The sequence below is a fragment of the Pseudomonas sp. GZJR-8 genome (genome assembly GCF_002916705.1).
Taxonomy (GTDB): domain Bacteria; phylum Pseudomonadota; class Gammaproteobacteria; order Pseudomonadales; family Pseudomonadaceae; genus Aquipseudomonas; species Aquipseudomonas synxantha_A.
Genome location: NZ_JXSI01000009.1, coordinates 1 through 14,474, shown reverse-complemented (window position 1 = coordinate 14,474; position 14,474 = coordinate 1). Strand labels below are relative to the sequence as shown.

14 protein-coding genes are annotated in these 14,474 nt (G+C 58.9%); 11 read left to right on the top strand and 3 right to left on the bottom strand.

The window, feature by feature from the left end:
• The first annotated feature begins 10 nt into the window (after positions 1 to 10).
• On the top strand, positions 11 to 994 hold the full coding sequence (locus tag TK42_RS17910; RefSeq protein ID WP_177327434.1) for an iron ABC transporter permease: 984 nt from the start codon (positions 11 to 13) through the stop codon (positions 992 to 994).
• Entirely contained in the window at positions 994 to 1,761 is a 768-nt protein-coding gene (locus TK42_RS17905) for a heme ABC transporter ATP-binding protein (RefSeq protein ID WP_103734793.1), read from the top strand. The genes TK42_RS17910 and TK42_RS17905 overlap by 1 nt, the downstream gene beginning before the upstream one ends.
• A gap of 243 nt (positions 1,762 to 2,004) precedes the next feature.
• Here TK42_RS17905 and TK42_RS17900 read toward each other — a convergent pair whose 3' ends face one another.
• From TK42_RS17900 to TK42_RS17890, 3 genes are all read right to left on the bottom strand, one after another.
• Positions 2,005 to 2,277 carry a TfoX/Sxy family protein gene (locus TK42_RS17900; RefSeq protein WP_005791418.1) on the bottom strand — a complete coding sequence of 91 codons (273 nt, stop codon included), beginning with the start codon at positions 2,275 to 2,277 and terminating at the stop codon, positions 2,005 to 2,007.
• Positions 2,278 to 2,479: 202 nt separating this feature from the next.
• Entirely contained in the window at positions 2,480 to 2,824 is a 345-nt protein-coding gene (locus TK42_RS17895) for a pentapeptide repeat-containing protein (RefSeq protein ID WP_032879466.1), read from the bottom strand.
• Between the two features lie 90 nt (positions 2,825 to 2,914).
• Positions 2,915 to 4,471, bottom strand: a complete 1,557-nt coding sequence (locus TK42_RS17890) for a bifunctional aminoglycoside phosphotransferase/ATP-binding protein (protein ID WP_032879467.1) — start codon at positions 4,469 to 4,471, stop codon at positions 2,915 to 2,917.
• A 118-nt stretch (positions 4,472 to 4,589) separates the two neighbouring features.
• On the opposite strand from TK42_RS17890, the gene mrcB reads away from it, so the two are divergent.
• From mrcB to msrQ, 9 genes are all read left to right on the top strand, one after another.
• Positions 4,590 to 6,914: a penicillin-binding protein 1B gene (mrcB, locus tag TK42_RS17885; RefSeq protein WP_103734792.1), complete on the top strand. Its 2,325-nt coding sequence runs from the start codon at positions 4,590 to 4,592 to the stop codon at positions 6,912 to 6,914.
• Positions 6,915 to 6,930: 16 nt separating this feature from the next.
• Positions 6,931 to 7,665, top strand: a complete 735-nt coding sequence (locus tag TK42_RS17880; protein ID WP_005791411.1) for a M48 family metallopeptidase — start codon at positions 6,931 to 6,933, stop codon at positions 7,663 to 7,665.
• A complete protein-coding gene (locus tag TK42_RS17875) occupies positions 7,665 to 7,994 on the top strand; it encodes a YqcC family protein (protein ID WP_103734791.1) in 330 nt (109 codons plus the stop codon). Before TK42_RS17880 ends, TK42_RS17875 begins: the two co-directional genes overlap by 1 nt.
• A 431-nt stretch (positions 7,995 to 8,425) precedes the next feature.
• Positions 8,426 to 10,150 (top strand): acetolactate synthase 3 large subunit, encoded by a 1,725-nt coding sequence (locus TK42_RS17870; RefSeq protein ID WP_005791407.1) that lies wholly within the window; start codon positions 8,426 to 8,428, stop codon positions 10,148 to 10,150.
• A gap of 2 nt (positions 10,151 to 10,152) precedes the next feature.
• Positions 10,153 to 10,644, top strand: coding sequence for an acetolactate synthase small subunit (gene ilvN, locus TK42_RS17865; RefSeq protein ID WP_003176102.1), 492 nt, complete (start codon positions 10,153 to 10,155; stop codon positions 10,642 to 10,644).
• A gap of 47 nt (positions 10,645 to 10,691) precedes the next feature.
• Positions 10,692 to 11,708 carry a ketol-acid reductoisomerase gene (gene ilvC, locus TK42_RS17860; RefSeq protein WP_003194132.1) on the top strand — a complete coding sequence of 339 codons (1,017 nt, stop codon included), beginning with the start codon at positions 10,692 to 10,694 and terminating at the stop codon, positions 11,706 to 11,708.
• A 145-nt stretch (positions 11,709 to 11,853) separates the two neighbouring features.
• Entirely contained in the window at positions 11,854 to 12,711 is an 858-nt protein-coding gene (gene pssA / locus TK42_RS17855) for a CDP-diacylglycerol--serine O-phosphatidyltransferase (RefSeq protein ID WP_005791399.1), read from the top strand.
• Positions 12,712 to 12,774: 63 nt separating this feature from the next.
• On the top strand, positions 12,775 to 13,788 hold the full coding sequence (msrP, locus tag TK42_RS17850; RefSeq protein WP_103734790.1) for a protein-methionine-sulfoxide reductase catalytic subunit MsrP: 1,014 nt from the start codon (positions 12,775 to 12,777) through the stop codon (positions 13,786 to 13,788).
• Positions 13,788 to 14,408, top strand: coding sequence for a protein-methionine-sulfoxide reductase heme-binding subunit MsrQ (msrQ, locus tag TK42_RS17845; protein WP_032879472.1), 621 nt, complete (start codon positions 13,788 to 13,790; stop codon positions 14,406 to 14,408). The genes msrP and msrQ overlap by 1 nt, the downstream gene beginning before the upstream one ends.
• Positions 14,409 to 14,474: the final 66 nt, after the last annotated feature.

The window sequence follows — 14,474 nt, the reverse complement described above, 5'->3', positions numbered from 1 at the left end:
GCTGCTGTGTGTGTTGGCGATCTGGCTTTCATTGGCCCTCGGACCGGTCAGCTTGCCGTTGATTGATACGCTCAGAGCCGCGTTAAGGCTATTGGGCGTGCCGATTGAGGCGGCGGGGTTGGAGCAGGCTGAATTGATTCTGGGGCAGATTCGCCTGCCGCGGACCCTCTTGGGGCTGGCCGTCGGCGGTGTCCTTGCGTTGTCGGGCGTGGCGATGCAGGGGTTGTTTCGCAACCCGCTGGCCGATCCTGGGTTGGTGGGTGTGTCCAGCGGTGCGGCGTTGGGGGCAGCGGTGGCGATTGTCGGCGGTTCGTTCTTCGGTGGGCTGCCGGATGCGTTCGGTCCCTATTTGTTGTCGCTGTGCGCATTTCTGGGGGGGCTGGGCGTTACCGCACTGGTCTACCGGTTGGGGCGTCGCAATGGCCAGACCAATGTCGCGACGATGCTGCTTGCCGGTATCGCGCTGACGGCACTGGCCAGCTCAACGGTGGGGCTGTTTACCTATCTGGCCGACGATGCCACCTTGCGCACCCTGACGTTCTGGAACCTGGGCAGCCTCAATGGCGCGAGCTATTCGCGGTTGTGGCCCTTGCTGTTGGTAAGCGCGGGCGTCGCGCTGTGGTTGCCGCGCCGGGCGAAAGCGCTGAACGCATTGCTGCTGGGTGAGTCGGAGGCCAATCATCTGGGCATTGATGTTGAGGGGCTCAAGCGCGAGTTGGTGTTCTGCACGGCCCTGGGCGTTGGTGCAGCCGTGGCGGCTGCGGGCATGATTGGTTTTGTCGGTTTGGTGGTGCCACATCTGGTGCGGCTGCTGGCGGGGCCGGATCATCGGGTGCTGTTACCGGCGTCAGTGCTGGCGGGCGCGAGCCTGCTGTTGTTTGCCGATCTGGTGGCGCGCTTGGCGTTGGCGCCGGCGGAACTGCCGATCGGTATTGTCACTGCATTTATCGGTGCGCCATTTTTCCTCTATTTATTGTTACGAGGGCGCGCCTGATGCTGCGGGTAGAAGCGTTGCAGATTCGGCGCGGTGGTAAAACCGTGTTGTCCGATGTCACCTTGGACCTGCTGCCGGGCGAAGTGCTGGGCGTGCTGGGGCCCAATGGTGCGGGCAAAAGTACCTTGCTCGGAGCGCTGTGCGGGGAGTTGTCGCCTGATCAGGGCAAGATCTGGTTGGACCAGCAAGAATTGAAGAGTCTGGGAGGGGCGCAACGTGCCCAGCGTCTGGCGGTGTTGCCACAGACGTCCACCCTGGACTTCGCCTTTCGTGTCGAAGAGGTGGTGGGCATGGGGCGCTTGCCTCATCAGACCGGGCGAGTGCGCGACGATCAAATCGTCCGCGCGGCGCTGCACGCGGCCGACGTGGGCCACCTGAGTGGCCGCAGTTACCTGGCCTTGTCGGGCGGCGAGCGACAAAGGGTGCACTTGGCGCGGGTGTTGGCGCAGTTATGGCCAGGTGAGGCGGGGCAAACGTTGTTGTTGGACGAGCCAACGTCGATGCTTGATCCCCTGCACCAGCACACCACCTTGCAGGCGATTCGCAGCTTTGCCGACAAGGGGGCTGCGGTGCTGGTGATCCTGCATGACTTGAACCTGGCGGCGCGTTACTGCGACCGGATCCTGCTGCTGGAAGGCGGACGCCCCCATGCTCTGGATAGGCCCGCAACAGTCCTGCAACCTGAGCCACTCAAGGCTGTATTTGGTCTGGATGTGCTGGTACAACCGCATCCGGAGCGGGGGCATCCGCTGATCATTGCGCGCTGAAGTCAGTAATTTGCAGGCAAAAAAAGACCCGGCAAGAGCCGGGTCAAATAACCGTGATTAGCCTGATGAGGAGATAATCTGAGAGTCCGAACCAATGGTCTTTCAGTTATCGGCTGATCTCGCGACCAGTTGTGATAATCATAACGATTCTCATTTGAGAGTCAACTATTGTTTTATCTGCTCATCCAGTTTTTCTCAAACGCTCGTTTGTAATGCCTGTAAACATTGGGCTTGAGGGCCGATCTAGTTTTTCTGCCGCGCTGACAGGGCATCCAACTGGCGGTTCAGCGCCTCCTTGCGTTCAGAGGGGAGGTCGTTCCAGTGCACATCCATCAATGCGCCTTCAATGGCGTACAGCAGAACTTTCGAAGCTCGGAAGCCGCGAGTCCGTACGGCTCGGTAAGCATCGACCGCGCCCAGGCGGCGCAAGTCAGACGCGCTGTGGATACCCACCGCATGCAGCCACTGCGCTGATGTCTTGCCGAGGTTTTTCAGGTGTTGCAGCTCATCGTTCATCAAGCCTCCTTGCGACGGCCGAATGGTGCGGTGGGTATCGTGACCAGGCAGCCTGAAAATGAGTGTAGCGCTCAGTAGGAAAAACGCAGTTCTTTGGGCAGGAACGGCTGAAAAGCTTATAAGAATGTGGCGATGCTTTAGCTGACGGGCAGGCGTGAAACGCCCGGCACGCTTGAGGCGAAGCCGGGGTTCAGAAGGTGGATTACTTGGTGCGGTAGCGTAGGCGAGTGCCGAAGTTGACTGACATCAGGATCTCGTCAGCCGTGAGCTCGGGTGGGAAGTAAGTGCCGGAAATCTGCGCGTGGGCCAGGCTCGCGCCTTCCATCGAGCAGTCGCGTAAATCCAGGCCGCGCAAGTCGGCAGAGCGAAAATAGGCGTCGGTGAAGTCAACGCCTGCGGCGTTCAGATCTCGCAGGTCCAGCCCTCGGAAGTCGCCACCGCGCATATCGATGGTGCCGTCTTGAGGGCGCTGCTGGTTGAAGCCGCGGATGTCATCCTTGTGCAGGAGCGCATAAAGCGGGGTATCAAGAAGCTTGGGCTGACTCACGATAGCGACTCCTGTTAGGTGGTGATGTCATTATAGTGGCTATATTGCCGGGTCGTGCGCCATGTGGGCGACACGACCAGGAAATATTGCTTACAAGCCCGGGAGGCGCTGGCGAATATGCGCGACCAACGCATCCAGCGTTCCGCTTTCATTGGTTTCCACGCGCTTGCTCAGCAACAGCTCTTGCGCCGTCAACGGCTCACGACTGGCTTGCTGCTCTTGGATAACGCTCAGCGTTGCGTCGGACGGATCGTTTTGATCCGCCTGACGTTGTGCCAGCCAACTGCTGATAACCGCTTGAGGTGCGTTGCAATCGAGGATCAGGAATGGCGCGCCGGTGGCTTCGGCGATCTGGGCTGCCGCATCACGTTGAGCGCGTTTCAAGAAGGTCGCATCCAGCACCACCGGGTAACCTGCGCGTAGTACGGTCTCGGCAATTTCGTTCAAGCGTGTATAGGTGGCAATGCTGGCGTCCTGATTGTAGATGCCGGCCTGTGGCGCGTTTTCGACCTGCTGCTCGCCAAACAGACGCTTGCGCTCCACATCCGAACGCAGGCGTACGGCGCCCAGGGCCTCGACCAGGCGCATGGCTACATGGCTCTTGCCTACCGCTGAAACACCATGGGTGATTGCCAGAAAGCGCGACGGAATGGTGCTGTAGCTTTCCGCCAGGTTGGCGTAGTTGCGGTACTGGCGCAGGGTAGTGGCGCGCTGCACCGGGCTTGCCTCGCTCGGCATGCTGAACAGCGCAACCTTTGCACGTACCAGCGCACGGTAGGCTTTATAGAAATTCAGCACTTCCAGGCCTTGATAGTCGCCGGTCAGTTCCAGGTACTGGCTGATGAAGCGGCGCGCCAGAGACTTGAGCCCACGGTCTTCAAGGTCCATGGCGAGGAAGGCGGTATCGGCGTACACATCGGTAAAGCGGAAAGGCTCGTTGAACTCGATGCAGTCGAAGATCACGACGTGGCCGTCAATCAGGGTGGCGTTGCCCAGGTGGATGTCACCGTGGCATTCGCGAGTGAAACCATCGAGCTTGCGTTGTTCAAGCAGCGGCTTGAGGCGCTCGAAGCTGCTTTCGGCCCAGGCTTGCAGGGCCTCAAGTTGAGTCAGGTCAGCTTTGTCGCTGAGGAATGGGCGAATCTGGTCGAAGTTCTGGCGTACCGGCGCCATGACTTCATCCGGCGTGCCGGCCGGGTGCTCTTGCGGGACCTTGGGGGCAGTGAGGTGAAAGTGCGCAATCTGACTGGCCATCTCGTCGATGTGGGCGTTGGTCAGTTCGCTGTTGGCTTGCAGGGTGCTGAGCATCTGGCTTTGCGGGAACTGGCGCATTTTCAGTGCGTACTCGATGACCGGGCCGTCGCCGCCCAACTGCGGCGCGTCGGCCGTGCCGGTAATCGGCAACACTTCAAGATACAAATCTTTGGTCAAGCGCTGGTTGAGACGCAGCTCCTCATTGCAGAAGTGGCCACGTTTTTCCAGATCGGTGAAATCCAGAAATCCGAAGTTCATCGGTTTCTTCAATTTGTAAGCATAGGGACCTGTCAGAACCACCCAGGAAATATGGGTCTCGATGACTTGAAATGCTTCAACCGGATGAGGGTATAAAGCCGGGTTTTGCAGGGCAGCGATCAGGGACTGGCTCACGGGCGATCCTTCAAAGTCTGGGAGAAATCATCGTGGCCATTATGGCTGCTGATGCCAGTCGTGCAAACCGCTGTCCGGCTCATGTTGATCATCAATAAAGTGCGTATAATCCGCCGCCATGACTCGAACCCGATCTCCCCGTTCCCGTAAAAAACCTCCTTCCCGCAGCTTGCGCCCCTGGTTGAGCTGGGCGCTCAAGCTGGGCCTGGTTGGCCTTGTGGTGGTCGCCGGCTTTGCGGTGTACCTCGATGCCGTGGTGCAGGAAAAATTCTCTGGCAAGCGCTGGACGATTCCGGCCAAGGTGTATGCACGCCCGCTGGAACTGTTCTCCGGGCAGAAGCTGAGCAAGGAGGACTTCCTTACCGAGCTCGACGCACTGGGCTATCGCCGCGAACCTGTGAGCAATGGCCCCGGCGCCGCAGCCGTCAGCGGCAACACCGTCGACCTGAACACCCGTGGGTTCCAGTTCTACGAAGGCCTGGAAAAAGCTCAGCCGGTACGCGTGCGTTTCTCCGGCGATTATGTGGCTGAACTGTCCTCGCTCAATGGCTCCAAGCTGCCGGTAGTGCGCCTGGAACCGTTGATGATTGGCGGTATTTATCCGAAAAACCTAGAAGATCGCATCCTGATCAAGCTTGATCAGGTACCGCCTTATTTGCTGGAAACCCTGGTGGCGGTCGAAGACCGCGATTTCTACAGCCATTGGGGCGTCTCGCCGAAGTCGATTGCCCGCGCTGTCTGGGTCAACACCTCCGGTGGCAAGATGACCCAGGGCGGCAGTACGCTCACGCAACAATTGGTCAAGAACTTCTACCTGACCAACGAGCGCAGCCTCACCCGTAAACTCACCGAAGCCATGATGGCGATGTTGCTGGAGCTGCATTACAGCAAGCAGGAAATCCTTGAGGCGTACCTCAACGAGGTATTCGTCGGTCAGGATGGCCAGCGCGCGGTGCACGGTTTCGGTTTGGCCAGCCAGTTCTTCTTTGGGCAACCGTTATCCGAGTTGAAGTTGCATCAGGTCGCGCTGCTGGTGGGCATGGTCAAGGGGCCGTCCTATTACAATCCGCGTCGCAACCCGGAGCGTGCGCTCGAACGTCGCAATCTGGTACTCGATGTATTGGAGCAGCAGGGTGTCGCGACGGCTGAACAAGTGGCCGCCGCGAAGAAAATGCCGTTGGGTGTGACCACTCGCGGCAAGTTGGCCGATAGCTCGTTCCCCGGCTTTATCGATCTGGTCAAGCGCCAGTTGCGTGAAGACTACCGCGACGAAGACTTGACCGAAGAGGGCTTGCGGATTTTCACCAGCTTCGACCCGATCCTGCAGATGAAGGCCGAGGCGTCCGTCAACGACACCTTCAAACGCCTGACCGGCCGTAAAGGCTCGGATGAAGTTGAAGCCGCCATGGTCGTGACCAACCCGGAAACCGGTGAAGTCCAGGCCATGATCGGCAGCCGCCAGGCCAGTTTCGCCGGCTTCAACCGCGCACTGGACGCCGTGCGGCCGATTGGCTCGCTGGTCAAGCCTGCGGTCTACTTGAGTGCGTTGGAAAAACCCAGCAAGTACACGCTGACCAGTTGGCTGTCGGATGACCCGTTGTCGGTCAAAGGCGCGAATGGCCAGGTATGGACGCCGAAGAACTTCGATCGCCGTTCCCACGGCACGGTGTTCCTGTATCAGGGGCTGGCGCATTCCTACAATATTTCCACCTCGCGCCTGGGGCTTGAGGTCGGTGTGCCAAATGTCCTGAAAACCATCGCGCGACTGGGGGTGGAGCGTGAGTTCCCGGCATTCCCGTCCATGCTTCTGGGCGCTGCGGCCATGACCCCGATGGAAGTGGCGACCATGTACCAGACCCTCGCCAACGGTGGCTTCAATACACCGATGCGCGGGATCCGCAGTGTGCTGACCGCCGAAGGCGAACCGCTCAAGCGCTACCCGTTCCAGATCCAGCAGCGTTTTGACGCGGGCTCTATCTACCTGATCCAGAACGCCATGCAGCGTGTGATGCGTGAGGGTACAGGGCGCTCGGTGTACAGCGTGCTGCCGTCGAACCTGACGCTGGCGGGCAAGACCGGTACCAGTAACGACTCGCGTGACAGCTGGTTTGCGGGTTTCGGCCAGGATGTATTGGCCGTGGTGTGGCTGGGGCGTGACGATAACGGCAAGACGCCGTTCACCGGTGCGACCGGCGCGCTGCAGGTATGGACCAGTTTCATGCGCAAGGCTGACCCGTTGCCGCTCAACATGCCCCAGCCGGACAATATCGTGCAGGCCTGGATTGATCCGCACACCGGCCAGGGCTCTGATGCCAACTGTCCGGGGGCGGTGCAGATGCCGTATATTCGCGGCAGCGAACCACCACCCGGCCCTGCGTGCGGTGGCAGTGCCCCTGCTGACGCGGATTCGGTGATGGATTGGGTCAAGGGCTGGATGAATTAAGCAAAGAGGGTTTCAAGTGAACAAGTTGTGGATTCCAGCAATTACGGCTCTGGCTTTGCTCGGCGGTTGCTCCAGCGTGCAGCGCGGCTCCATCCCTGTGGTGGACTCAAGCACGTCCGTCTCCAATAACGACCGCATTTCGGCCAATGGCGGCTTCCGTCAGACGGTAGTCAAGCGGCCTGCCCAGGCTGCAACCCAGGCAATTCCCCAGGACTCCGGCGTCGTGGTGATGGTGCCTGGCAGTGGTGCTGCAACCTCGGCGCCTATCAGCGCCGAGCCATGGACCCCAGGCCCTAGCACTTCCGGGCCGGTTAACGCCACGCCGATTCAAACCGCGCCGGTCAACCAGGGCACCTACAACATGCCTTCGACGCCGAGCGGTATTCCGTCATCGTCCAATGCGGGCGGGTTGTCGGCTGACGAACAACTCGATGGCCCGGTGCTGGCGCTGCTCACCACCGCTCAGCAGCAGCAGGCGGGTGGCGATTTGAATGGCGCCTCGTCGAGCCTTGAACGTGCCCAGCGCGTGGCGCCGCGTGAGCCACAAGTGCTGTATCGCCTGGCCCAGGTGCGCATGGCCCAGGGCGATGCGCCCCAGGCGGAGCAATTCGCTCGCCGTGGCCTGAGCCTGGCCAATGGCCGCCCAGACCTGCAAGCCAGCCTTTGGGCCTTGATCGGTGATGCGCGTGCCGCCCAGGGCGATGCAGCGGGTGCCGCCCAGGCGCGACAGAAAGCCAAGGTCAGCCTCTGATGGATGCACGTTTCCCAGCGATCGCCGAACAGCTATTGCTGATCGAGCGAGAACTGCGCGTGCAGGGCAGGTGGGATGAAGAGTCCCCCGGTGCTGAAGCGCTCAGCAGTGTCGAACCCTTTTCAGTCGATACCCTGGACTTCCACCAGTGGCTGCAATGGATCTTCCTGGTACGCATGAAGCAGATCCTTGAACAGGACCTGCCCTTGCCGAATGCATCGGGGATCCTGGAAATGGCCGAGATGGTCTATGCCGACCGACCGCGGGAGAGCCTCGGCTTGCGTAACGCGCTGAAAAAGTTCGATCAATTGATCGTCGACGCTCGTTAATTGCCTGACTGCCGGGTTTTCCGGCAGTCTTGCGCACATTTCTACCGCTTGACGACATTCAGGCGAGTTTTATCCCTCCTCAAAGCCCTTTCTTCTACGTTCTCATGCGCTTAGTTGGAAAAAAGCGCAATTATTGCTTGACTTGAAGGGCCTGAAACAGAAGAATCCAAAGTCCGCTGTATCGGGACTGCCAGAAGCAGGCCCGCTCAGCAGATCATGAGGCGCACACCCGTGCCGACCTGTAACACCCGCAACGCGTTACCTCGCGCTGGGTGGGAAAAGCCCGCAACACTTGGGACGATCCCAATACTTGCTCAGTCAGTGCTGACGTAGTCGGCGACCACCGTCGCTCATGCTCTGTTGAGAAGTAAACCTATTAAGACCCGTCGGTTTTTAACGGACGGTATTCTGGCGTTTTAGAGGTGAACAACGTGGAGCTTTTATCTGGCGGTGAGATGCTCGTCCGCTTTTTGCGTGACGAAGGCGTCGACTATATCTACGGGTACCCAGGTGGTGCTCTGCTGCATGTCTACGACGCACTGTTCAAGGAACCGGCTGTTACCCACATCCTGGTTCGCCACGAACAGGCCGCGACCCATATGGCTGACGGTTACGCCCGTGCCACCGGTAAAGCCGGCGTGGTACTGGTAACGTCTGGCCCAGGCGCAACCAATGCCATTACCGGTATTGCGACTGCGTATATGGACTCCATCCCGATGGTGATCATTTCTGGCCAGGTGCCAAGCACCATGGTCGGCACCGACGCTTTCCAGGAAACCGACATGATCGGTATTTCCCGCCCGATCGTGAAACACAGCTTCATGATCAAGCACGCGTCGGAAATCCCGGAAGTCATGAAGAAGGCGTTCTACCTCGCACAGTCCGGTCGTCCGGGCCCTGTGGTGGTGGATATCCCGAAAGACATGACCAACCCGGCCGAAAAATTCGAATACATCTTCCCCAAGAAAGCCAAGCTGCGTTCCTACAGCCCGGCCGTCCGCGGGCACTCGGGGCAAATCCGCAAGGCGGCAGAAATGCTCCTGGCAGCCAAGCGCCCCGTGTTGTACTCCGGCGGTGGCGTGATTCTGGGCGGCGGTTCCGCTCCGCTGACCGAACTGGCCAAGCTGCTCAACCTGCCGGTGACCAACACCCTGATGGGCCTCGGCGCATTCCCGGGTACGGACCGCCAGTTCGTCGGTATGCTCGGTATGCACGGCAGCTACACCGCCAACCTGACCATGCACCACGCTGACGTGATCCTGGCCGTGGGCGCGCGGTTCGATGACCGTGTGATCAATGGTGCGAGCAAGTTCTGCCCGAATGCCAAGATCATCCATATCGACATCGACCCGGCGTCCATCTCCAAGACCATCAAGGCCGATGTGCCGATCGTGGGGCCGGTGGAGAGCGTGTTGACCGAAATGGTCGCAGCGCTCAAGGACATCGGCGAGGCACCGAACAAGGAGTCCGTTGCCAGCTGGTGGAAGCAGATTGACGAATGGCGTGGTGATCGCGGCCTGTTCCCTTATGACAAGGGCGACGGCAGCATCATCAAGCCACAAACCGTGATCGAAACCCTGTGCGAAGTGACCAAGGGCGACGCCTTTGTAACCTCCGACGTGGGCCAGCACCAGATGTTCGCGGCGCAGTATTACAAGTTCGACAAGCCTAACCGCTGGATCAACTCCGGTGGCCTGGGCACGATGGGCTTTGGTTTCCCTGCGGCCATGGGTGTGAAACTGAGCTTCCCGGATGCCGACGTTGCCTGCGTCACCGGCGAAGGCAGCATCCAGATGAACATCCAGGAGCTGTCGACGTGCCTGCAATATGGTCTTCCAGTGAAGATCGTCTGCTTGAACAACGGCGTGCTCGGCATGGTTCGTCAATGGCAGGACATGAGCTACGGTAGCCGTCACTCCCACTCCTACATGGAATCGTTGCCGGATTTCATCAAGTTGGTTGAAGCCTATGGCCACGTCGGCATTCGCATCACTGATTTGAAAGATCTGAAGCCGAAGATGGAAGAAGCGTTCGCCATGAAAGACCGCCTGGTGTTCATCGATATTCAGGTCGATACCAGCGAGCACGTCTATCCGATGCAAATCAAAGACGGCTCCATGCGCGACATGTGGCTGAACAAGACGGAGCGTACTTAATCATGCGGCATATTATCTCCCTGCTTCTGGAGAACGAGCCCGGCGCCTTGTCCCGTGTTGTCGGCCTGTTTTCGCAACGCAACTACAACATCGAAAGCCTGACCGTGGCGCCGACCGAAGACCCGACCCTGTCGCGCCTGACGTTGACCACTGTTGGCCACGATGAGGTGATCGAGCAGATCACCAAGAACCTCAACAAGCTGATCGAAGTGGTCAAGCTGGTCGACCTGTCGGAAAGCGCCCACATCGAGCGCGAACTGATGCTCGTCAAGGTCAAGGCCACGGGTGCCCAGCGTGCCGAGATCAAGCGCACTACCGATATTTATCGCGGGCAGATCGTCGATGTGAGCGCCAGCGTTTATACCGTTCAACTGACCGGTACAAGCGACAAGCTGGACAGCTTCATCCAGTCGATCGGGACAGCCTCGATTCTGGAAACCGTACGCAGTGGTGTCACCGGGATTGCCCGTGGCGACAAAGTACTCAGCATCTAACCCAAATTAGCGAATGGCCTTACGGCCTGGATATATAGAGGAACCTCATGAAAGTTTATTACGATAAAGATTGTGACCTGTCGATCATCCAGGGCAAGAAAGTCGCCATCATCGGCTACGGTTCCCAGGGCCACGCACAAGCGTGCAACCTGAAAGATTCCGGCGTGGACGTCACCGTTGGCCTGCGCAAAGGTTCGGCTACTGTTGCCAAGGCTGAAGCCCACGGCCTGAAAGTGACCGACGTTGCTTCCGCCGTAGCGGCTGCCGACCTGGTCATGATCCTGACCCCGGACGAGTTCCAGTCCTCGCTGTACAAGAACGAAATCGAGCCGAACATCAAGAAGGGCGCCACCCTGGCCTTCTCCCACGGCTTCGCGATTCACTACAACCAGGTTGTGCCGCGCGCTGACCTCGACGTGATCATGATCGCGCCGAAAGCGCCGGGCCACACCGTGCGTTCCGAGTTCGTCAAAGGCGGTGGTATCCCTGACCTGATCGCGATCTACCAGGACGCGTCGGGCAACGCCAAAAACGTTGCACTGTCCTACGCTGCTGGCGTCGGTGGCGGTCGTACCGGCATCATCGAAACCACGTTCAAGGACGAGACCGAAACCGACCTGTTCGGCGAGCAAGCCGTTCTGTGCGGCGGTACCGTTGAGCTGGTCAAGGCCGGTTTCGAAACCTTGGTTGAAGCTGGCTATGCGCCGGAAATGGCCTACTTCGAATGCCTGCACGAACTGAAGCTGATCGTTGACCTCATGTACGAAGGCGGTATCGCCAACATGAACTACTCGATCTCCAACAACGCCGAGTACGGCGAGTACGTGACCGGTCCGGAAGTGATCAACGCCGAGTCCCGCCAGGCCATGCGCAACGCCCTGAAACGTATTCAGGACGGCGAATACGCCAAAATGTTCATCAGCGAAGGCGCTACCGGCTACCCTTCGATGACCGCCAAGCGCCGTAACAACGCCGCTCACGGTATCGAAGTCATCGGCGAGCAACTGCGCTCCATGATGCCGTGGATCGGTGCCAACAAGATCGTCGACAAAGCCAAGAACTAAGTCGTACGCATCAAGGGAAAACGCGGCTTAGGCCGCGTTTTTTCGTTTGAGGGGCCGGTTCTGGTATAAAGCTGCATCGTTTGCGGGCGAACACTCGCCGCAAGTATCTGTCGAATTTTTTTCACACCGTTGCAAGGTAAAGTCCATGAGCGAACGTCCCGAAGAGCCAAACCAGGCTTCCGACGCCGAAAGCATGCTGCCGATCGATGAACATGTCGAAGAAGGGCATGACGCCGAAGGCCGTAAGGTCCGGCATCGTGGCATCTATCTTCTGCCCAATCTGTTTACGACGGCGAACCTGTTTGCCGGCTTTTATTCCATCATCAACTCCATGAGTGCCCAAAGTGCGCTGGCGGCAGGTGATGCGGCGAGTGCCAGCAAGTACTTTGGTTTTGCTGCCATCGCAATCTTCGTGGCCATGGTGCTCGACGGCCTGGATGGGCGCGTAGCGCGGATGACCAACACCCAAAGTGCTTTTGGCGCCGAGTACGACTCGCTGTCGGACATGGTTGCCTTTGGTGTCGCCCCTGCGCTGCTGGCTTTTGCTTGGGCATTGGGTGACATGGGCAAGGTCGGCTGGATGGTTGCCTTCATCTATGTCGCCGGTGCCGCGTTGCGACTGGCGCGTTTCAATACGCAGGTGGGCACTGCCGACAAGCGTTACTTCATCGGGCTTGCCAGCCCGGCAGCCGCCGGCGTCGTGGCGGGTATCGTCTGGGCGTTCAGTGATTACGGCATCCAGGGGTCGAAGATGTCGTTCCTGGTAGCGTTGATGGTTGCAGCGGCCGGGATGCTGATGGTCAGCAATATCAAGTACAACAGCTTCAAGGAGCTGGACCTCAAAGGGCGCGTGCCTTTCGTGGCGATCCTTGTGGTGGTGCTTGTGTTTGCAGTGGTGTTCAGTGATCCGCCGCGGATTCTGCTGCTGGCGTTCCTGGTTTACGCCGCGTCTGGTCCGATTCAGTATTTGCTGCATCTGCGCCGGGACAAAACATTGCCTTAATGTAATTTCCCCCATACTCCGCAGTCTATTGGTGCATCAGTTCTCCAATGCTGCGGAGTTGCCATGTTAATCAAACTACCCAAAGCGTCCGATTGCCATGAATCGGATGTCACGCCTGAATCCCTCTATTTCTCTCGTCGCAGTTTGCTCGGTGGTGCGCTGGCCGGTATTGCCGCCAGTAGCTTGCCGCGTTGGGCCAGTGCGGGCGATGCGGCGCGTTATGCCGATGTCGAAGCGGGCAGGGCGCCCAACTGGTTTGCCGAGAAGCTTCCTGGTACGAAATGGCAGGCGGTGACGGTCAAGGACGAGGCGATCACGCCGTTCAAGGATGCAACCCACTACAACAACTTTTATGAGTTCGGTACCGACAAGGGCGACCCGGCGGCGAATGCAGGTGCGCTCAAGACCGAGCCGTGGAGTGTTGTGATCGATGGTGAGGTGGTAAAGCCTGGGCGTTATGCCTTGGAAGACTTCATGAAACCCTATGAGCTGGAAGAACGGATCTATCGATTGCGCTGCGTTGAAGCCTGGTCGATGGTGATTCCGTGGATCGGTTTCCCGATCTCGGCCTTGCTCAAGCAGGTTGAACCTACCTCCAAAGCGAAGTACATCCGTTTTGAAACCCTCCAGGACCCGAAGAGCATGCCTGGGCAGCGCTCCAGTTTCGGCTTGATCGACTGGCCTTATGTAGAAGGGCTGCGTCTGGACGAAGCGATGAACCCGCTGGCGATTCTCGCCGTAGGTATGTATGGGCGCGAGCTGCCTAATCAGAATGGTGCGCCGTTGCGCTTGGTGGTGCCGTGGAAGTACGGCTTCAAAAGTGTCAAATCCATCGTGCGGATCAGCCTTGTCAGCGAGCAGCCGAAAACCACCTGGCAGAGCATTGCGGCTGATGAGTATGGGTTCTACGCAAATGTGAACCCTACGGTCGATCATCCGCGGTGGACCCAGGCGCGGGAGCGACGTCTACCCAGTGGCCTGTTCAGCCCGAACGTGCGCGATACGCAGATGTTCAATGGCTACGCGGATGAGGTCGCGTCTTTATATACAGGTCTCGATCTGCGGAAGAACTACTGATGCGCTTTCCAATCTGGCGCATTGGAGTCTTTATAGCTGCGGCGGTTTGGCCATTGCTCTGGTTGTATGAAGCATGGAGTTTTGCCCTGGGGCCTGATCCGGGCAAAGTGCTGGTCGATCGCTTGGGGCTGGGTACGTTGATCCTGCTGCTGATCACGCTCGGGATGACGCCGCTGCAGAAGTTGAGCGGTTGGGCAGGGTGGATCGCGGTACGCCGGCAGTTGGGGCTGTGGTGCTTCGCCTATGTAGTACTGCATTTGGCGGCATACTGCGTGTTCGTCCTTGGGCTCGATTGGTCGCAGCTCGGCGTAGAACTGCGCAAGCGGCCCTACATAATTGTGGGGGCGCTGGGGTTTATGGCTCTATTGGTGCTGGCTGTCACATCCAACCGCTATAGCCAGCGTCGATTGGGTAGCCGCTGGAAGAAGTTGCATCGCTTGACCTATGTGATCCTGGGCCTGGGTTTGCTGCACATGCTCTGGATAGTTCGGGCTGATCTGAAGGAATGGGCTGTCTACGCTTCCATTGGTGCACTGCTTCTTTTGTTGCGGGTGCCACCGGTGATGCGCCGAATCCCTCGCCTTATTGCTAAAAAGACACCTTCTGCCACAAAAGTGTAATTAACCCTTGACGGCAGATTCTGGAAGCCTATAATTCGCCCCACTTCCGGCGCAGTCGAAACGGAA

Bases quoted from the DNA above. Each gene is read 5' to 3' on its own strand.
- ilvN (WP_003176102.1), top strand. From the start codon at position 10,153: ATGCGGCATATTATCTCCCTGCTTCTGGAGAACGAGCCCGGCGCCTTG.
- pssA (WP_005791399.1), top strand. From the start codon at position 11,854: ATGAGCGAACGTCCCGAAGAGCCAAACCAGGCTTCCGACGCCGAAAGC.
- msrP (WP_103734790.1), top strand. From the start codon at position 12,775: ATGTTAATCAAACTACCCAAAGCGTCCGATTGCCATGAATCGGATGTC.
- msrQ (WP_032879472.1), top strand. From the start codon at position 13,788: ATGCGCTTTCCAATCTGGCGCATTGGAGTCTTTATAGCTGCGGCGGTT.
- ilvC (WP_003194132.1), top strand. From the start codon at position 10,692: ATGAAAGTTTATTACGATAAAGATTGTGACCTGTCGATCATCCAGGGC.
- mrcB (WP_103734792.1), top strand. From the start codon at position 4,590: ATGACTCGAACCCGATCTCCCCGTTCCCGTAAAAAACCTCCTTCCCGC.
- TK42_RS17900 (WP_005791418.1), bottom strand. From the start codon at position 2,277: ATGAACGATGAGCTGCAACACCTGAAAAACCTCGGCAAGACATCAGCG.
- TK42_RS17905 (WP_103734793.1), top strand. From the start codon at position 994: ATGCTGCGGGTAGAAGCGTTGCAGATTCGGCGCGGTGGTAAAACCGTG.
- TK42_RS17875 (WP_103734791.1), top strand. From the start codon at position 7,665: ATGGATGCACGTTTCCCAGCGATCGCCGAACAGCTATTGCTGATCGAG.